Genomic DNA, 19,830 nt, shown 5'->3' with positions numbered 1-19,830 from the left:
TATGTAGTTGACCTGGCTACCTCATGATGGTGTGGTGTTGCCGAGGGACCCGGCGGCTTGTTGGGATGAGATATACCTTTGGAGGATGTTCTGTGAGCAGTCATCGCAAGTTCTTCAACGAGGAGATGGAGACTCTCCCGAAGCAGAAGCTTCAGGCTCTGCAATTGGAGCGTCTACAAGCAGTTGTGGAACGGGCTTATACTCAAAATCAGTTTTATCGCACTCTTTATGATGAAGCAGGTGTCAAGCCCTCAGATATTCAGTCACTCGAAGATATTCGCAAGTTACCTTTTCTTGAGAAGAAGACGGTCCGTTCTGCCTATCCTTATGGAACGGCTATGCACGCGCCGGGTGGTGAGAATGGAGCGTTACAGCTCCATGCGACCAGTGGGACGACAGGGAAGAGTGTCCCTGTGTTTGCGACCAAAAAAGATATTCAGAATTGGGCGGATTTAAATGCTCGCGAGTTGTGGATGGTTGGTCTGCGTCCTGGCGATGTGATGATGAATTGCTATGGTTATGGCCTGCCAACTGGTGGTTTTGGTTTTCACTACGGCGCGATGGCGATGGATGTAATGTCCATTCCGATGGGATCTGATGCGCGTCAATATGAGCGCATGTTCGATTTTATTACGGACTTTGGTGTGAAGGCTTTTTGTATGACACCTTCGGTCGGTCTGTACGTGGGCCATAAGGCGACAGAGCTGGGATTGGATTTCAGGGAGACCAAGTTGAAGATTGGTCTGTTTGGTGCCGAGCCCTGGCCTTGGGAGACACGTCTCAAGATTGAGAGCCTTTTCCATATTACTGCCTTTGATGAGTTTGGTATGACTGAGTTCCTTGGTCCTGGTATGACCTGTGAGTGCGAGGTGCGCGATGGGATGCATGCCTGGGCTGATAATTTCCTGGTCGAATGTATCGATCCTGAGACGGGCGATCCAGTCGAAGAGGGAAAAGATGGAGAGCTGGTCTGGACCTGGCTGACTGGCGATGGAACCGCTATGATTCGTTATCGTAGTCGTGATCTATCACGCCTGTGGTGGGATGAGCGTTGTGCCTGTGGTCGTACACATCCAAAAATTGCGTCGATTAAAGGACGGAGCGATGATGCTGTCTCGATTCGTGGCCTGATTGTTTTTCCAAGTCAGGTTGAAGCGGCTCTGATCCAGTTCCCAGAGACTGCCTCGAACTTTCGTATAGTCGTGGATCGCAAGAATGATCTAGATACTTTTGTCTTGAAGGTTGAAGTACAAGATCGGGCGATTCTGGATGATACAGAGCGCGTGAAGGTGCTTCAGAGCCATATGGCTGCCGCTGTGAAGTCGATTACGGGTAACACTCCCAAGGTGGAACTACTGCCTCAGGATAGCTTGCCTCGTGCGACTGGGGGCGAGTCTAAGACAGCGAGTGCTCGTGTAGAAGATCGCCGTGCCAAATAAGTTGGCTCTGTAGCGTTATGAGTATCGAGGCCATGTCATAATCCTGGTAAGAATGATGGTGACAGGGCTCGTTGCATGGTGTATAATACCGTGCAACTTAGAATAAGGACAAGTAGGTAGCGTGGTATCCCATAGAACTACTGCACAAGCTATTGATGCTCTAGGAGAGGCTCTGAAATGACTACAACAAGTATTCCGCGAGGGAAGTATCATATTTGGACGGTCGGCTGTCAAATGAATCAGGCTGACTCTCAGCGCATTCAAACGATGCTTGATGAATTAGGATGGGAAGAGGCGAGCATGGAGCAAGCCAATCTTGTCGTTCTAAACACCTGTAGTGTCCGTCAGGCTCCTGAAGAGAAGGCACATAATCTGCTTGCCCGCTTGCGGCGGGCAAAGGGACAACGGGATGATCTCCTTGTGGCTTTGATGGGATGCATGATTGGTAACCAGAAGACGATCGATGCTCTGGGGAAACGGTATCCGCATGTTGACCTTTTTATGAAGGTTGAGCAGGCTGATATCTTACCTCAGTTTTTAGAAGAACGTTGGACGCCTATTTCAGGTGCTGGCTGCCTCGATATTGATTTCCTTCCCGAGAGTGTCGAAGAAGATGTTTTCGCAGAGGATGCTTTTGCAGAGCTTCCTATCTCACCGGTGGCACCTACGTTTGCGACTTCGTTCAACCGCAGTGGTAAGCGGACAGTGCTGCCAATGGCAATTACCCCTAAGCCGGGTGAGCGTGTTGCACATTATCCTACAAAGATTGAACCTGCTCAAGCTAGCCCATCGGCCTGGTTGCCAGTCATGCTTGGTTGTAATAAGGTCTGTACATATTGTATTGTGCCTTATCGCAGAGGACGAGAGCGCAGCCGCCCGCTAGATGAGCTGATGATGGAGGCTCGGTCGTTGGTGGAGAAGAAGGGGGCCAAAGAATTGACTCTGCTGGGACAAACAGTAGAGGCTTATGGTTTGGACCTGCCAGATCGTCCTGATCTCGCCGGTTTGATGACCAATCTGAGTGAGATCGATGGGTTAGCTCGTATTCGCTTCATGACATCCTATCCTCGTCACATGACGGATAGCATGATTGAACGCATGGCTCACTTGCCGAAAGTGTGTGAGCATCTGAATATCCCGGTACAGTCTGGCGATGATGCTATGCTTAAGCGTATGAAGCGTGGCTATTCTCTAGATGAGTACGTCGAGCGCATTGCTCGTGTCCGTGAGTTATGGCCGAACATTACCTTGTCGACTGATGTCATCGTCGGTTTCTGCGGTGAAACTGAAGATGAATTCCAGCATACCTTGGACTTGTTGGAAAAGATTCGTTTTGACGTAGTGCATGTGGCTGCTTATTCCGTGCGACCAGGAACCGTGGCGGCTCGCTGGGAGGATGATGTCCCCCTGGCTGAGAAAAAGCGTCGGTTGCACGCAGTGGAAGATGTACAAGCTGAAATTGCGCTTGAACTGAATCAGTCTTATCTTGGGAAAGTAGAGGAAGTGATGGTTGAGGATATAAACATCTCACCCGAACGTCGACAGCTAAAAGGGCGCAATCGCGCCAACAAGCTGGTTTTTTGTCCCGACCCGAGTGTGGATGCCTCTGCTGAGCAGAGTAGTCTTCGACCTGGTGACTTTGTGCAGGTGCGTATCGAACGGGCCACGGCCTGGTCATTACAGGGTGAAGCTGTTGCAATGGAAGTTGCACGGCACTAGATAAACTAAACAACACAAGATGTCCCACGATGTTGGAGGAGGCTTTGATGACGCAAGCACTGTCAGCTGAGGAAAAGTTACGACTGAAGAAGCAGTGGACAGATTTAGCCATTAAGCAGGCTCAAGAAGGCCAATGGGGAGAAGCTGTTTCGACCAATAAAAGCATTTTGAATATCTTCTCTCAAGAACCAGATGCTTATAACCGCCTTGGCAAAGCGCATAGTGAGTTGGGTCAGTATGCAGAGGCACGACAGGCGTACGCGCAGACTCTGAAATATAGCCCGGCGAATACGATTGCCAAGAAAAATTTGGAACGCCTTCAGGCTTTACCAGACTCATCCGTGACGGGTTCTGTGGGAGCCGAGCGTATAGATCCCAGGCTCTTTATTGAAGAGACTGGCAAGACAGGCATTACTGAATTGATAAATCTTGGTCCCGCTCCTGTGCTTTCGAGGATCGGAGTCGGCGATCGTTTGAATCTGTTTGTTGATGGCCATCGGTTACTGGTGCGTAATGCAGCACAAGAGACGATAGGACAGATTGAACCCCGCCTGGCGGGCCGTTTGATCGGTTATATTAAAGGTGGCAATCGTTATGCGGCAGGTATTCTGACTCTTGACATTAATCTTGTTCGCATTATTATTCGTGAAGAATACCAGCATCCAAATCTTTTTGGATCAGTCAGCTTCCCATCTCAGGGGAGTGGAGAAACCGTTCGTGCATACATCAAAGATTCTATTCTGCGTCATGATCGTGAAGATGATGATGATCTGGGTGGCGATGATGAATATTACGATGGTGGCGACGAAGCTGAAGATATGAATGAGTTTGAATTTGAGGGCAGTCCTGATAGTGAAGAGTAACATTTTTAGAGGAAAGGTTGTATAATACATGAATAAGACCAAAAAAGTTGCCTGGCATAAACATTTGCTTAAAGCGAAGAAGTTGAAAGACAAGCAGCGTGCGCAACGCACTAGTGTCACTCCGGCGACCGCTCGCCGCTAAGTAGTAGTCTACTCAAAGTTTTGCGTGTGAGTTATGAGCATCTTGTCCCCATCACCATCACAATCTTCGGCATCGGTCCGAAACATTTTAACCCTGCTCGCCTCACGTGACGCACAATTAGTTGCTGGTGGGGAAGGTCTGGAGCGTCGAGTAACGTGGGCTTGTCGCATGCGTTCTCGTCTCCCCGCTTTTGAAAGCGTTCAAGGAGGCGAGCTCGCGTTATTGACACTCGCCCAATTGCGACGCCTGGACGAAACCCTTCCCCATCTGCTCAAAAGCCTGCATCAGGCAGGTGTCGCTGTCGTAGCAGTGGCAGCTCCATCTGTGGAGGCTCTAGGTGCGGATACGCGAGATTTTGCTGACCAAATGCATCTTCCTCTGATCTTACTTCCGTTAAATGCACAGCTCGAAGAGATAGAGCGGGAAGTGATTACGTTCGTTGTCAGTTTTCGCGGTGAGACGGAACGTAAGGCGACAGAGATTGCCAGTCAATTGATGCAGTTGAGTTTGCGTGGTGCAGGTATACAGGGGGTTTGTGAGCACCTTGCGACGAGCCGTGGGAAATGGGTCGTCATACAAGATGCCGATCAGCATGTGCGCTTTCAGATTGCGCCAGCTGGCGTGGCCCCTTTACTACTTTCTAGTCCTCTCACTGATGATCAGCTACGCCTACAGGGACTCGTACGCGTGGTTGAGCCGATTCCAAGTAGCCGTCATGAGATCGCGGGTTATCTTTCCCTTGTTGGTAGCGAGAGTGATTTCGATTATCTCGAGCGCATCATTCTGGGGCAGGCCACACCAATTATCGCGATCGAGTTTGCACGCGAGCGTGATCGTACCGAGGTCGAGAGCCGTTATCAGGTGGAGGCATTTACAGATGTCGTCCAGGGTCATTATCATCAACCCGAGGAGATGATGGCTCGTGCTCGTCTGCTTGGATACGATTTAACAAATCCCCAGGTTGTCGTCGTCTTTGAGATTTCTCCTAGCGAGCATGATTTTTCGTCGAATAGTCTCTATGCTCAGTGGAGTAAGAGGGTGCGGGAAGAGTTGTTGCGTGAGTGGTCGGGATGTTGGGTGCAAAATGATGCACGGCGCGTGATCGCTATTCTTCCGTTGCCGCCTTTTGATGATCAGGCTGAGACCGAGCGCGAACATGAGAATTCTCTCTACTCACGCTTAGAGCGTGTCGTTTTTCGTATCTCTTCCCAAAAGAACAATGGTACAGCCAAGCCCATCTATTCTTGTGGTATGGGACGTATCACCAGAAATCTACAGGGCATTCCACTGTCATTTCGTGAGGCGCAGCAAGCACTTGAGATTGGTCGCCGGCTCTTTGGTGAAGGCAATCTGCATTCTTTTGGCCGCCTTGGTATCTATCGTTTGCTCTTTCATCTCAACGGGCATAGCGAACTGGATGACTTTTATTATGAGACCTTAGGCCCACTCCTCAATCATGATAGTACCTATGTGGATACCCTTGAAGGCTTCTTCCGTAGTAACTGTAATTTGAGTGAGATGGCTCGCACTATGCACTTTCATCGCAACTCCTTGCTATATCGTTTGAATCGTATCGAAGCTCTGCTGGGCCGATCGCTTGAAGATCCAGAATTGCGTCTGGCTTTGCAAATCGCTTTGAAAATCCATCATCTCAAAAAACATTAGACGGTCCATAATCGTCCGTCGACACTTCACGTTTTTTGCATTCTGATTAATGTATTATTTTGCCTCCAGCGGCTTTTTGTAGTCGATCTCGTATTGCCAATCCTAAGCCCTGTGTATCAAAGCTTCGGCAGAGAATAATATCGACACCCGCATCTTCGAGAACGCGCAGGCCTGCAAAGAGCCTGGACGCGATTTGCTCAGGTGTCCTGCCCAGGCTATAAACGATAGCTTTACTTTCTAGAAAGGTGGGAAGATCCTCATCCGTAATCAACACTCCTACTTGCTCGTCCTGGTCGTGGTGCCTTTGGATTTCCTTAAGCATCGCTGTGTGCATAGTGGATGTAGTACCCTCAAATAAAAAAGTTGGGATCGTTGGGGAATAATGCACGAGCATTTGTCCAGGAGCTAATTGGGGTCCTTGGTGTAGATCGGGATTGTCTGATCGTGTTGGGGGTGGTTGTACCTGGGGTAAGATGCTGCGTAGCGCTTCCAGGCTGACACCTCCTGGTCGTAGCATCGTTGGTACTTCGGAACAGAGATCAATCACTGTCGATTCGACTCCAACAGTGCAGGGACCACCATCGAGAATAAGTGGCACTCGATCGTGAAGGTCTGTGTAGACGTGCTGTGCCGTGGTTGGGCTGATATGCATGAAGCGATTCGCGCTGGGAGCTGCCACCGGGATGCCAGCAGTACGAATCAGTGCGCGAGCAATTGGATGATCGGGCATGCGCACGGCCACGTTGGGAAGGCCAGAGGTAACGAGTCGAGGGATACGCTCACTGGCGGGTAAGATCATGGTGAGGGGGCCTGGCCAGAATCTTGTTGCGAGTAAGCGGGCCGAGGCTGGTACTGATGTCACAAGCGACTCTAAATCGTCCTCGTCGGCAATGTGAATAATTAATGGGTCGCTGAATGGGCGTGCTTTCGCTATGAAAATTTTCTCGACTGCCTGGGTGTTCAGCGCATTGGCGCCTAATCCATAGACAGTTTCAGTGGGAAAAACAACGAGCTGACCATGTAGTAGTAGTTCCGCTGCGTGTTTAATCTGATGCATATCTGGATGCTGTGGATCGATAGCGATAATGTCTGTCTGTGTCTTTTGCATGGATGTGTTTGTATCCCTATGCTCTCTCTACTGTACTTACGCTGGTGCCTACCTTTTTGATATTGTCTGAGTATAACATGTTCAGTCATAGAGAGACAGATGTAATCCTGGAGAATTATTTCTACCTGTTACATCTGTCTGATATCTTTTCATTGATCTAACCTGCATTAACGCCCTGTGCGAGCCTGAGCACGGCGAATCAGAGCATCACTGGTTACCGCTAATAATAAGACAGCACCCTCAATCATCTGCTTGACCTCGACCGGCTGATTATTAAGATCCAGTCCATTCTCCAGGCTGCCGATAATGAGCGCTCCCAGCAGTATTGACCAGACTGAGCCACGCCCTCCAAAGAGGCTCACGCCTCCAATGACGGCCGCGGCAATGGCTTGTAGCAGTAATGTTGGGTTGATCTGGCTGGCGACCGCGCTGGCTCGTGAGGCGGCTAAGATGCCTCCAATGGCAGCTAAGGTTGAGCAGAGTGTGAAGATGCTGATGCGTAGCCACACAACATTGATCCCAGCGCGTCGGGCGGCCTCATTGTTTCCTCCCACAGCATAGACATGACGCCCATAGGATGTTTTTGTGAGGAGTAACCAGATGATCAAAATTAATCCACTCAAGATGAGTATTGCTTGTGGAACACCCAGATATGCGTAGAAAAGCATGAGTGCTCCAAGGGTGATCAAGCTTGGAATGCCGATCCTGGCGGATAACTGGAGCGGTGAGATCGCTTTTAAGTTCATCTTTTGGCGCTTGAGCGTACTATAGAGGATGCCTGAGATGTAGAGCGCTAAGGCAAATAGCGGGAGACCTGATCCTGCTATGATGCCCGGCTGATAATTATTGGCGATGCCAATAATGTAGTCATTGGCGATGATTAATGTTGCCTGTCCCTGTAGTAAGTAGATGAGCAATCCCGAATAACTAATAGCGGCTGCTAAGGTGACAATAAATGATGGTACGCGTAGATAAGCGATAAAAAAACCATTAAGGAAGCCCATTGCCGCTCCCATCGTGATGGCAATGAGGATGGCTATCCAGGCGGGATATCCCATACGCTCGGACAAGATGCCCATGACCACTGAACAGAGGGTAGCAACGGAAGCGACGGAGAGATCAATCTCTCCCAGAAGTAAGACAAGAATGATACCCAGTCCCAGAGTTCCAATGGTGGTAATCTGTAGGACAAGTTGTGTGAGATTGCGTGGCGTTAAAAACAGGCCGTTTGTGGCAATCTGAAAAAAGACCGCGATGATGATAAGCGTGATGAGTACCGGTATGAAGCCCAGATCATTGCGCAATGATTGCCTCAATGATTGTTTGGGTAGATAAGAGGTGGCTTCTACCAGGTTGGAAGTACTATGTGCTCGTATATTTTTATCGACAATGCTCATATCTGTTGTCCTCCTGGTAGTTCACCAGTGGTCTTGAGCGCGACTTCTCCTAATTCTGCTCCTGTGATAGCTGCCACAATACGTTCTGGTGTAGTTGTTTTAATATTAAATGTTCCGACACGTGTCCCCAGACGTAGAACGATGACGCGATCTACGACTTTAAAGACGTCGGCGAGGTTGTGCGAGATAATCACTACTGCCAGCCCTTCTGCGCGTAAGCGTAGGATCAGGTTTAATACTTGTTGTGTCTGGGCAACACCAAGAGCGGCGGTGGGTTCATCAAGTAAGACTATCCTGGCATGGCGTAGAATTGTTTTGGCCACAGCAATACATTGGCGTTGTCCCCCAGATAAGGTTGCCACTTGAGCGCGAATAGATGGAATTTTGACGTCAAGGATACGTAATACATCAAGTGCCTGTTGCTCCATCTCCAGATTATTAAGTGTACGCATGCGTGTCTGAGTTTCGCGACCCAAAAAAAGATTAGAAATGACATCCAGATTGTCGCAGAGGGCAAGATCCTGATAAACTGTTTCAATGCCGAGATGCGCTGCAATCTGCGGGCTATTGATCTTGACCGGCTGACCCCCCATGATGATTTCTCCTTCATCACATGGACCTACTCCTGAAATTGTTTTGATCAGCGTAGATTTTCCGGCTCCATTATCTCCCACCAGCCCGACAACCTCACCAGCTGAGACCTCAAAATCAATATTTGTCAGGGCGCGTACTGCACCGAAAGTTTTCCCAATACCACGCATAGATAGCAATGGCCCGGTATGAATCTCTAATGCTGCCGATACGGATTGGATGATTGTTGCCATAAGACCTGCTCCCTATAGAGTAGGCAGGTATCCTCTTGGGAACTACTCTGTGGCTTGAAGAGGACCTGCCTGATATTTGTACAGCCTTAACAAATGCCCTGGGTGTCAAGGTTTTGAGGTAGATTCTGGCAAAGCTGTGCTTTCACTATATAATGATCATTGATGACTGTAGCTTTAATGGTGTCTTTGGTGACAATCACAGGCGTTTCGAGTACTGAAGGGATAGCAGCTCCATCTTGAGTGCTTGTAGTGTTCCCACGTGTAAGCGAATATGTCCCTTGTTGGTTGCTGATGGCCGAGACCAGTTGGGCGGTGGCATCAGCTTCTTTGCTGATCGCTTTATAGATGGTCATCGACTGATTGCCGAGCAGAATATTTTGAAGACCCGCAATTGTGGCATCTTGTCCTGTCACTAGAACCTTTCCATCAAGTTTTTGTGCACGCAATGCTGCAATAACGGCATTTGCCATGCCATCGTTGGCGACATATGCGATTTGTATATTGTTCTGATTAGCGGTTAATGCCTGTTCCATAGAAGTGCGGGCGCGATCGTTGTCCCAGTCTGGCACAAAGATGTCATAGACTTTGTTGAGTTTATGCGTACTGATAAGCGGATCGAGCTGACTCATGACTCCCTGTTTGAAAAGAAGTGCGTTATTATCCGTTTTTGATCCGTTGATCATGACAAGATTGATCTGTTTGTCAGTAGAATACTGTTGAAGATGATTAGCTATATATTGCCCTTGTAATACACCTACGCGTTTGTTGTCAAAAGATACATAATACTTTAGATGTTTGTTTTGAATTAAACGATCGTAGGCGATCACCGGCACATTTTGTCTGAAGGCACTGTTGACGATTGCAGAGGCTTGAATACTATCAACGGCGGCAACTACCAGCATACAGTCGCCTCTTGTCATTGCTTGCTCTGCTTGATTTTGTTGAGTAGCTGCATCTCCTTCTGCATTGACAACATCTACCTGTGCGCCAGGCAAGGCATGGCTGATCGCTGCTTCTAGTAACGGGCGATCTTTTGCTTGCCAGCGATCTGAAGAGGCTGTATCAGGTAGAAGAACTCCGATCTGTTTGCAATGAGTTGCTGTAGTCTGTGATACCATCGAGCGTGAAGTATTCCCGTTTATACTACAGGCCGAGAGTAGAATAATCAGTAAAAGCAGACCGCTATGAGCAGGACGACATTGGCGTCTCTGGTCTAATACTAACTTCATCGTAGCACTTGCCCTTTCCAATCTATGTATTTTTTGTATCTGTAACTTATCTTCTTCTATCGGTCACTGTGCATAAAATGTTATGCTTGCGGTTGAAATCATTCATAATTGAGATTGGAGGAAAGGCAAAAATGTGTCTGGTCGCGGATTGATCCTCTCGTTAGTATGTTGCTATGAGACAGTGTGGTAAGACCAAAGAGGACCCCGCTACCGATATGTAAGCGGGGTCCTCTTTGGTCTTCTTTATACAGTCACAATTGATGTAACTGTATAAATTTATTGGTTATTTTGATCTGTCGTATTACGCTGCTCACGTTCGTAGTTCTGGTCAGAATTACGGTTTGCTTCGTCGCGTTCGTTACGTATACGTTGGGCGTTTGGATTCTCCAAGGGGGTTGGTGGAACGTTAATACCCTGGTTGTATGCGCTGGCGGACTGTGTGGAGTCGGTGTAGGTCTGCGCATTGGTTCCCGCAGGATTGTTTGTATCCTGATACATCGTTGGATCGGTGTACGTTTGTTGTCCAGCGTTGTTAGGATTGTTGAAACCCTGTTGGTTGGGCGCGTTGTACCCCTGGCGATTGGGATCAGCGTAGGGTGGTTGGTTTGTATAATTGGGATTGTTGAAACCTTGCTGAGCAGGATCTGTATAAGTCTGTTGGCCGGTGTTGTCAGGATTATTGTAGCTCTGTTGATTAGGATCGGCGTAAGCTTGCTGATTAGCATTGTTAGGATTATTAAAGCCCTGGCGGCCAGGATCAGCATAAGCCTGTTGATCGGTATTGTTCGGGGTGTTAAAGCCCTGTTGAGCCGCGTTTGTGTACGCTTGCTGACCAGCATTGTTAGGATTGTTGTAGCCTTGCTGATTAGGATCAGTATAAGCTTGCTGACTTGCACTGTTAGGAGCGTTGAAGTTGTTTTGATTAGGATCAGCATAGATTGGTGGGTTAATAACTGTCGGAGCTTCCGTAATATCCGGCGTACCGGCATAATCCTGTTTTCTGGCAGAGACAGCAGAATTAGTATCCTGGTTATATGTGTTGGTTGGATCTAGCGAATTCTGTGAATATGGATTTGTGACATCCTGATTGGTAGCGTCGGCGGTATTAGTGCTGTCGGCTGCCTGAGCATATCGTCTCTGGCTTGTGAATGCAGGATTTGTAGTCTCCTGATTATATGTACCAGCGTCAGTGCCTGCAAAGTTTCTATCCGGCGATGTCGTTGTGCCACTCGCCTGATTGGGATATCTTTCATCCGTTCGATCGGTTACATCTGCCGCCGTTTGCTGATTAAACTTTGGTGACTCGTAGGTGCTATCTGCTGTGGTAGAAGCATCGGTCGTATTGGCGAATTTATCGGATGAAGCTCTGTTCCAATTGCCTTGATAGTCGTAGCCTCCATTGCTACGTAGAATCGTCAGTGCATCTTGATTGAGTGTTTCCTGCTGGATAGCTACGATTGTACGCCCAGCGTCATACTGCTCTGCATAATATGCAGCCTCATCCTGGGGGATACCCATATTGTTAAGGTCATTTAGAACATCATTGGAAGTTCTATCGTGTCCGCCAGTGAACAGACTTTTGATGCTTTCAAAAAATCCGCCGCCGCTGGTCGCTGGCGTGCCACCTCCAGAATAGCTTATTTGATCGCTTGGAATGCCTGCGTTGTAAAGATCTTCAATAGCGCGCTCGGCGCTTCCGCGTTCGTTAAAAATGCTAACGATAGGTGTATTATTAGTTGCCATGTTAGTTTCTCCTTATATGTTGATTATCTTTTGAAGAGGAGTGCATCTGTGCTTTCCTCATCAAACGATGAGACTAATGGCTCTTCCATATTCCATTTCGAATCTTACATGTGTTTTTGTTATTGTGCTTAATCGCGTAAACTTATCTTGTACTATCCTTTGTACGAAGAAAATGACAAAGAATGATACATTAAAACACATCAATACTGTGCTCAATAGATGAGAGGTTTCTAAATATTTGCTTAAAAATAGATAAGAAACTTCTATGAATGCTCGTTTCTTTATATCAGAGGTAATCAATAGAGAGGGGAAATGAATGGGAAATAAATAGAAAAAGAGATCCTGCTCGTCAAGAATATATGTAACGAGCAGGATCTCTTTTAAGTGAATTTTAACTAACTTGATCGTGAGATATTTATCTTATGACTGGCTGATCAGGCTAGCAAATCTCTCTTTTAGAGGGTTGAGTTGTTTGAGTTCACGGTACGTTTGGTTGTGTCAGCGATATCCTGGCTGCTATCTTTGACTGTTGAGCTAGCGTCTTGAGCGAGGTTGCTGAGTGTACTGGCTGAACTTTTTACCGTAGTTGCAGCTTGCTGAGCGTAATCTTTCAATGTTCCAGCTGTCTGGTTAACACGATCGGAGATCTGACTCTTGTAAATGTCGAGTTGCTCATTCTCAGGGATATAGCCGCGGAGTTCACCGATGCGCTGGTTAACAACTTTACGCATCTCCTCACCTTTCATAGGGGCGACGAGTAAACCAACACCGACCCCCACAAGTATGCCTTTTAAAAAGTTATTCATAATCTCTATCCTTTCCCTATGTCTACTGTCGTATGATAGCGACAATCGTATTTAATTTTATATCTTTCACTGAATAGATTACGTGTAACACAAGTTGTTGGTTTCAGATATGTTATCTAGATTTCTTTTGCTGACTTTTGGCCCATCAACTTCAGGGATGCGCCTGGATCGAACGAGTTAGCAGTTGTCCATTGCGACAACGGTGAAGAAGTGCTATGCTGTGGCAACGGATTTATTATGCAGTAATTGAGGTCGAATAAATCAATAGATGGGCCTGATATCTCTGGCTTGAGGAAGCAGACTGTACGTCTTCTTCCTTCTGTGTAAAGAGACACGCTGTGTTTTCGAAAGCGAAAAAAGATGATCACCGATACCTCCTCAACAAGGAATTTTCGTATAGCCGTGTCAGCACTTATCTTTAACGAGGGAAGGGTTTTATTAGCTCTCCGACGAGATATCGGCTGGTGGAATCTGCCTGGTGGAGGAATGGAGATTGGCGAAACGGTAGAAGATGCTGTGCGTCGCGAGGTACTGGAGGAGACGGGTTTAGTCGTTGAGGTTGGACAGTTTGTGGGTGTGTATTCGAAGCCACAAAAGCAAGAAGTCGTGCTAACTTTTCGTTGCCTTGTGGTTGGCGGGACATTGATTGAGACTGAAGAGTCGCGTGAGTGTCGTTATTTTTCTCCTCTAGATCTACCTCCGAACACGTTACCGAAACATCGACAACGTGTAAACGATGCTCTCCTTAATCAAGAACGGGCAGTGGTACGTAACCAACTAAGCTCTTCTGAAGAAGATCAACGTCTCCCTTATGAGTAATACACATTTTTCTCTGTTGGCTATGTTTGTGAGTTGCTGTATGTAACGTAGTTGGAAATCTGTACATGTAGATGAAAGTAGAGGAAATGGGCATGTCTAATATAGAGCAGTATGATGTAATTATCATCGGATCAGGTCAGGCTGGCGGTCCTCTTGCCTCAGCATTTGGTCAGGCTGGCAAGCGAACTGCCATTATTGAGCGTGAGCATGTCGGGGGAACCTGTATCAATGAGGGCTGTACACCGACGAAAACGATGGTTGCCAGCGCGCGAGTAGCTTATTTAGCTCGCAGGGCTGCCGATTATGGGGTTCAAACTGGTTCAATCAATATTGATATGTCTGTGGTCAGGAAACGCAAGCGTGATATTGTCGAGAGCTTTCGTGGAGGAAGTCAGAGTCGTATAGAGAAATCTGAAGGCGTTGATCTGCTATTTGGTGAAGGATATTTTGTATCTCCCAAGATAGTAGAGGTTCGCCTGACAAGCGGCGAGGTGCGTCAGTTAACGGCCGAGACTATTTGTCTGAATGTAGGCGATCGGCCTTCTCTGCCTCATCTGGATGGGATTGACAGTGTTCCTGTGCTCAATTCGACCTCCATCATGGAATTAGATCATGTACCTGAACATTTGCTTGTGCTGGGAGGGGGATATGTTGGTCTGGAATTCAGTCAGATGTTTCGCCGCTTTGGAAGTCAGGTAACTGTGATCCAGCGCGGCAAGCGGCTTCTTACACTTGAAGATCCTGATGTCTCTGATGAGGTCGCGAAAATCTTGCGTGAAGATGGTATCGAGATTCTTTTGGAGACATCGGCTGTCAAGGTAGTCGCTAGCGATGATGGACATATCCAGCTCACTATTCGCAACTCTGATGGGGAGCGCGTCCTCACAGGTTCGAATCTAGTAGCTGCGGCTGGAAGAATGCCTAATTCTGATTCTTTGCATCTGGAAAAGGCTGGCGTGAAGACTGATGAGAAGGGCCACATTCTGGTTGATGATTTCCTGGAAACAAATGTGCCAGGTATTTATGCTCTCGGAGATGTAAAGGGCGGACCTGCTTTCACGCATATATCCTATGATGATTTTCGTATTTTACGTACAAACTTGATTGAACATGGACATGCCAGCATTAAGGATCGTACTTTGCTGTATACCGTGTTTATTGATCCTCAACTTGGGCGGGTGGGTCTTACAGAGACAGAGGCTCATGAGCAGGGGCGTAAGATTAAAGTTGCGAAGATGCCGATGACGTATGTTGCACGCGCATTGGAAGTTGATGAGGCGCGTGGCTTTATGAAGGCTATTGTGGATGCTGATACTGATCAGATTCTAGGGGCCTGTATCCTGGGCATTGAGGGTGGCGAGATTATGTCAATGCTGGAAATTGCGATGCTGGGCAAACTACCCTATACCGTCCTGCGCGATGGTGTTTTTGCTCATCCAACGCTCGCAGAAGCGCTAAATAATCTGTTTGGTTATATTGAATAAAGTAACATGCCAGCTCTGTGTAAGCAACCGGGGTAAATAAATGGCGGCAGAGGCGCCTCTCCTGGTTAAGTGGAGATACTGCTGGAAGGTAAATTTGACCCGAACAAGATACCAAAAAAAGCACCCAGACCTGCATTATTCAAAATGCAGGTCTGGGTGCTTTTTTATAGATTTGTGATACGCATTAGCTTTTTCAAGGGTGCAGGCTCTTTTTTGAGTGAACACATACTCCATATGATCTTCCAGAGCATAAAAATTAGAGTAGTTCAGGATGTTTTTGCAATAATGAGACTGCCATGGTAAAAGTATCTCCGGGATGAATCCAAAGGTGATGTTGTCGTGGTAGTAGATCATGCTCGATGAGTGTGGCGCCTTGTTGTAAGATAGTTTCTAAGGTTGGTTGTTGGAGTAATTCAGGCCAGAGGCTGAGGGGGATCAATAATATGCCTTCTACATTGTCGGGCTGGATAATGGGTTGAAAAGGTTCTGTTAGAAAGATGCCAAAATAGCTGTAGGGTCCAACTGGGAAGCCACGCCGAAGAGGGACATATGGATAAAGGTTACTCTGACGTTCCAGGAGTAATGGTGGCACTGCGTCTGTACATGTGACCGGATCGATTTCACCGGTGTCGATTTCGTGAAAATACATGATCGTTGAAGGACGAAGTTGCACCTGCAGCTGAAGCTTGTCCTTTGCTACACGGATAGCACATTCCCAGATAGTTTCTCCTGGTTCCTGGTTGCCATATGGTCCCACGACGCGGTACAGGATTGCCTGCTCGGCTTTTTGAGTGGGATGGCGATCAGTATGAAGGGTGACAATCAAACAGCCTTGTTGAATCAGAATAACTCCTGCGTAGAACGGTTGATTGATTGTAATATGTCGCACGTCAATGCTTTCTCGATGTGAAGCTGTCATGTGTCTGCTCGGCTTTCTCATTTTGACTGAAGTGTATCGCGCAATGCATCCTGAAGTGCACGCGTAACCTCTGTCATTATGCGTGTGGAAAGTTGAGAAGCCCATTCGTTGTCCCATATCCCCCTCTCTTGCAGAACGCGTTGACAGTATTCAAGAGGATCAGAGATGCCTTCAGCGCTGGAGACGCTGGATGAGAGAGGCACGTGCTGTGTCACACCAGCGGAAGTCACGATGGAGGTATGTGACACAGGGATATGGGGATGTGAGCGAGCAACTGCCATTTCTAATAGTGTTGGTCCATAACCCTCACGCGCATGCTGCATTGCCTGGCGCATCGCTGAGTAGACAGCGATAACGTTTCCGCTATCGATGAGTTGATAGCCGAGACCTGAAGGGAGCGCACTTTCTTCAAAACAAGAAGATAGACTATCAGGGTTAGAAGCATCGGCCGCACAGAACGCTGGATTGTCCTGTTCGCAGATGAAGACGATTGGCAATTGGTGCTGGGTGGCAAATTGAATACTTTCGACGAAATCAGGATCTGTCGTGACATCGTCGCCGCAATAAGCTATTGTGACTACCGCTGCTTTGCGGAGTTTGCTGGCAAAAGCAATACCGGCTGCATGAAGTAGTTGGGTCCCTACGGGGGCGGGGCCGGTGATTGTATTGTGCTTTTGATAACCCCAGTGTTGAAAGGTCTGTTGCGAGTTGATAAGCTGCTCTGTCTGCGATTTGTGGTGTGATTGTAGATACGTGCGGAAAATCTCGTAAGGGGTCATACCTAGAGTTAAAACAACTCCAAGATCTCGGTAGTAAGGGAGAGTAAAATCTTTCCCGACCTCAATGCAGACAGCTGTGGCTATCTGTGTCGCTTCATGTCCCCGGCAGCTACTTAAAAAATCGATGTATCCTGCTGTATATAAACTCTGAGCGCAATCATCGACGATGCGTGTCAAAAGCATCTTTGTGTAGATATCTTTTAAAACTTCTGAAGATAGAGCTATGCTCGTCATTTATTGATACATCTCTTTAGGGCCTGTTATCTTCTCTACCACTGACCAGGATCGTGCTGGCGAGACATGTTCCGATAAAAAAATAGTTAGACACATTATAGTGTCCAATGGAAGCGAATGTCTAGTGAGTATGGTGCTCGTATTGAGTTTGTCCTGGTATTTTTTTGCCTGTCGATGGTATATTTGGGGGTACGAATTATGCACATGAAACTTTCCTCTATTTACAACCTTGACACTGTAAAATCTGTAAATAAAGAGAGGATAGAACTGCTCCACGGTGGATACAGCATCCTGTAGGACCATACCTTTTAGGGCGTCTTTTTGAAGAGAGCAGGCAGAAAATCTCGTATAGAACTTTTCTGATCATTGCATTTCAAAGCCACCAACCATTATAATGATGGTGTGAATTATTATAGGGAGCATCGATGAAGCCTACAGCGTCAATGCAGACAATTAGGTGGAGGCAATAGTACAAAATGACAATAAATGTTCGCGATACAGAGACAGAGGCTCCAGCAAAGCCGCTGGATGTGATGGCGCTCTACCGCACGATGGTAACTGCTAGAGTCATGAATGACTTGCTTAAAACACGTAAGACGCAAGGAAGATTCCCGTTTTATATAGGTTGTGCAGGTCACGAAGCTATGGCGGCGGTGGTTGCTGCACTCGATGAGAATGATTGGCTCGCATTATATTATCGCGATCTGGCTGCCTGGCTCCAACGAACGGGCGATATTCATGGCCCCCTTCGTGAAGCCTATTCGCGTATTACTGGACCAATGAATGCCGGTCGTAATATGCCATCCCATTATGCAAGCAGGCATCATCATATTTTACCAGGCGTAAGCGAGGTTGCAGGTTTATGCCCCTTTGCCGGTGGTATAGGTTTCTCAATCAAGCAGCAGCAAAGTAATGAACTAATTTTATGCTCTACTGGTGATGGTGGAGCGGCTACGAATGATTTTTATGCATTGTATAAGCAAGCAGGTATTCATCAACTCCCTGTCCTGATGGTAATTGAAGATAATGATTGGGCCATTACCATGCCAGGTGGCAATCAGTGGTCTGGTTCATTGGTTGAATGGTCAATGGGTGGTGGGGTGTATGCTGAAGAGGTCGATGGTAGCGACGTGATGGCTACATATGAGGCGGCTTGCCGTCTCGTGGAGCATATCCGTTCGGGTCGGGGTCCAGCTCTTATGCATTTACGCCTGGGATTATTGGATGCTCATTCAAGTAGCACTGATATTCGATCATATCGTACAAAAGAAGAAATCGCTGCAACTTCGGCTACAAAAGATCCGGTAAAGAACTTTTCCAGTCAGCTTATTCGCCAGGGGATATTACAGGAGGCTGATGTCGAGCGGATTCGCAAGGAAATTCGTGCGGAACTCGAACGAGCTGAGCGCGAGATTCTTAAAGAGCCTGAGCCTACGGCTGAGCGCGTCTTAGAGCACGTCGTGAATGTACCAGAATGGCAGGAGAATATTCCAGGCGGTGCAAGACGGACGTTAACGATGCTGGGTGCAATTAATGAAGCTCTCGTGGAGTTGGCGCAGCGTGATCCAGGTTTTTTTGTCTATGGACAAGATGTGGGTAGCCCTAAGGGAGGCGTCTTTGGTGCGACGGCAGCGCTCGTGTCTAAAATGCCTGGGCGTGCGATGAGTAGTCCTCTTAACGAACAGGTGATCATTGGACTTGTCTCTGGAGCGGGCCTACGTGACGGAAAAGCTCGTTGTGCTGAGATTCAATTTGTAGATTATTATCAATCATCCGCACAGACATTACGCCTGGCCGCACGCTTTCCTTATCAGACAAACGGTAAGTGGGATTCCCCTATGCTTATCCGTACAAAATCGGGTAGTGGTGGCGGTGGACCAATCTCCAGCAGCACGGTGGGTGGAGGGGCTTATGGTCACTCTAATACCGGAGAGCAATGGTTTACAAATACACCAGGTATTATTACAGTTTGTCCGGCTTCACCATTTGATGCCAAAGGCCTCCTTTTGGAGTCGGCTCGTGCACAGTCGCCGGTGGTTTTTTTGGAGCGTGGACGTCTTTATCGTTCTGAACCCCCAAAGGATGCGTCTGGCGCAATTATTCCTGAAATGGCCGAATTCTGGAATGTTCCTGAAGGCTATTATACCTTGCCACTGGGAAAAGCACGCCGTTTGCGCTTTGGCCATGGACCACTTGGTCTGGCTATTGTGGCCTGGGGAACGATGGTGCTAGAGGCATGTACGGCGGCAGTGAATGTTACAGGCCGTAGCGATATCTCCATCGAGGTGGTTGACCTGCGTACACTTTCTCCCTTTGATGAGGAGACTGTGGCGGCAGCAGTAAAAGAGGCGAGTCGTGTGATTGTGGTGACCGAGGAGATCGATCTGAGTAGTTTTGGACGCCATATCCATTCCTGGATCGTGCAACATTGTTTCTACGATCTGGATGGCACACCGGCATTTATCGCTGCGCTCCCAGCCCCACCGGCTCCATATAGTGTGGCAGAGGAAGCATGTTTTTATCCCACTGCACAGACTATTGAAGGGAAAATCGATGAACTTCTAGCCGAATAAATAGCTATGTTAAGTAGAGATTCGATTGGTTATACTTATCTCGACGAATTTGAGAAAGTATGTTACACTGCGTTTAAATGTATATAA

At 47.6% G+C, this 19,830-nt stretch carries 15 protein-coding genes; 7 read left to right on the top strand and 8 right to left on the bottom strand.

Features of this window, described 5'->3' with window-relative positions; genetic code table 11:
* Positions 1-92: 92 nt before the first annotated feature.
* From AC27N8_RS14840 to AC27N8_RS14825, 4 genes are all read left to right on the top strand, one after another.
* The gene (locus AC27N8_RS14840) at positions 93-1,439 is read left to right on the top strand and encodes a phenylacetate--CoA ligase family protein (protein ID WP_487068159.1); all 1,347 of its coding nucleotides are present in this window, start codon (positions 93-95) and stop codon (positions 1,437-1,439) included.
* A 177-nt stretch (positions 1,440-1,616) separates the two neighbouring features.
* The gene (locus AC27N8_RS14835) at positions 1,617-3,158 is read left to right on the top strand and encodes a MiaB/RimO family radical SAM methylthiotransferase (RefSeq protein ID WP_487068158.1); all 1,542 of its coding nucleotides are present in this window, start codon (positions 1,617-1,619) and stop codon (positions 3,156-3,158) included.
* Between the two features lie 47 nt (positions 3,159-3,205).
* Positions 3,206-4,021, top strand: a complete 816-nt coding sequence (locus tag AC27N8_RS14830) for a tetratricopeptide repeat protein (protein WP_487068157.1) — start codon at positions 3,206-3,208, stop codon at positions 4,019-4,021.
* Between the two features lie 175 nt (positions 4,022-4,196).
* Positions 4,197-5,828 carry a helix-turn-helix domain-containing protein gene (locus AC27N8_RS14825; RefSeq protein WP_487068156.1) on the top strand — a complete coding sequence of 544 codons (1,632 nt, stop codon included), beginning with the start codon at positions 4,197-4,199 and terminating at the stop codon, positions 5,826-5,828.
* A 46-nt stretch (positions 5,829-5,874) separates the two neighbouring features.
* Here the strand turns inward: AC27N8_RS14825 and AC27N8_RS14820 are convergent, their stop codons facing one another.
* The 6 genes from AC27N8_RS14820 to AC27N8_RS14795 all read right to left on the bottom strand — a co-directional run bounded on the left by AC27N8_RS14820 (position 5,875) and on the right by AC27N8_RS14795 (position 12,935).
* Positions 5,875-6,936, bottom strand: a complete 1,062-nt coding sequence (locus tag AC27N8_RS14820) for an L-threonylcarbamoyladenylate synthase (protein ID WP_487068155.1) — start codon at positions 6,934-6,936, stop codon at positions 5,875-5,877.
* Between the two features lie 167 nt (positions 6,937-7,103).
* Positions 7,104-8,333: a sugar ABC transporter permease gene (locus tag AC27N8_RS14815; protein WP_487068154.1), complete on the bottom strand. Its 1,230-nt coding sequence runs from the start codon at positions 8,331-8,333 to the stop codon at positions 7,104-7,106.
* Positions 8,330-9,157, bottom strand: a complete 828-nt coding sequence (locus tag AC27N8_RS14810) for an ATP-binding cassette domain-containing protein (protein WP_487068153.1) — start codon at positions 9,155-9,157, stop codon at positions 8,330-8,332. Before AC27N8_RS14810 ends, AC27N8_RS14815 begins: the two co-directional genes overlap by 4 nt.
* Before the next feature lie 86 nt (positions 9,158-9,243).
* Positions 9,244-10,386, bottom strand: a complete 1,143-nt coding sequence (locus tag AC27N8_RS14805) for an ABC transporter substrate-binding protein (RefSeq protein WP_487068152.1) — start codon at positions 10,384-10,386, stop codon at positions 9,244-9,246.
* Between the two features lie 276 nt (positions 10,387-10,662).
* Positions 10,663-12,129 carry a hypothetical protein gene (locus AC27N8_RS14800; RefSeq protein ID WP_487068151.1) on the bottom strand — a complete coding sequence of 489 codons (1,467 nt, stop codon included), beginning with the start codon at positions 12,127-12,129 and terminating at the stop codon, positions 10,663-10,665.
* Between the two features lie 455 nt (positions 12,130-12,584).
* Positions 12,585-12,935 (bottom strand): hypothetical protein, encoded by a 351-nt coding sequence (locus AC27N8_RS14795; RefSeq protein ID WP_487068150.1) that lies wholly within the window; start codon positions 12,933-12,935, stop codon positions 12,585-12,587.
* A gap of 402 nt (positions 12,936-13,337) precedes the next feature.
* Here AC27N8_RS14795 and AC27N8_RS14790 point away from each other — a divergent pair, with 402 nt between their 5' ends.
* The gene (locus tag AC27N8_RS14790; protein WP_487068149.1) at positions 13,338-13,754 is read left to right on the top strand and encodes an NUDIX domain-containing protein; all 417 of its coding nucleotides are present in this window, start codon (positions 13,338-13,340) and stop codon (positions 13,752-13,754) included.
* Positions 13,755-13,846: 92 nt separating this feature from the next.
* Complete coding sequence (locus AC27N8_RS14785) at positions 13,847-15,238, top strand: mercuric reductase (protein WP_487068148.1); 1,392 nt, start codon at positions 13,847-13,849, stop codon at positions 15,236-15,238.
* A 256-nt stretch (positions 15,239-15,494) separates the two neighbouring features.
* On the opposite strand, the gene AC27N8_RS14780 is transcribed toward AC27N8_RS14785, so the two are convergent.
* A complete protein-coding gene (locus AC27N8_RS14780; protein WP_487068147.1) occupies positions 15,495-16,157 on the bottom strand; it encodes a hypothetical protein in 663 nt (220 codons plus the stop codon).
* 17 nt (positions 16,158-16,174) lie between these two features.
* On the bottom strand, positions 16,175-17,170 hold the full coding sequence (locus AC27N8_RS14775; RefSeq protein WP_487068146.1) for a thiamine pyrophosphate-dependent enzyme: 996 nt from the start codon (positions 17,168-17,170) through the stop codon (positions 16,175-16,177).
* Positions 17,171-17,646: 476 nt separating this feature from the next.
* On the opposite strand from AC27N8_RS14775, the gene AC27N8_RS14770 reads away from it, so the two are divergent.
* The gene (locus AC27N8_RS14770) at positions 17,647-19,743 is read left to right on the top strand and encodes an alpha-ketoacid dehydrogenase subunit alpha/beta (protein ID WP_487068145.1); all 2,097 of its coding nucleotides are present in this window, start codon (positions 17,647-17,649) and stop codon (positions 19,741-19,743) included.
* The last annotated feature ends 87 nt before the right edge of the window (positions 19,744-19,830 follow it).

This window comes from Dictyobacter sp. Z7_2 (genome assembly GCF_057551105.1).
This window is presented reverse-complemented; position numbering and strand designations above follow the sequence as displayed.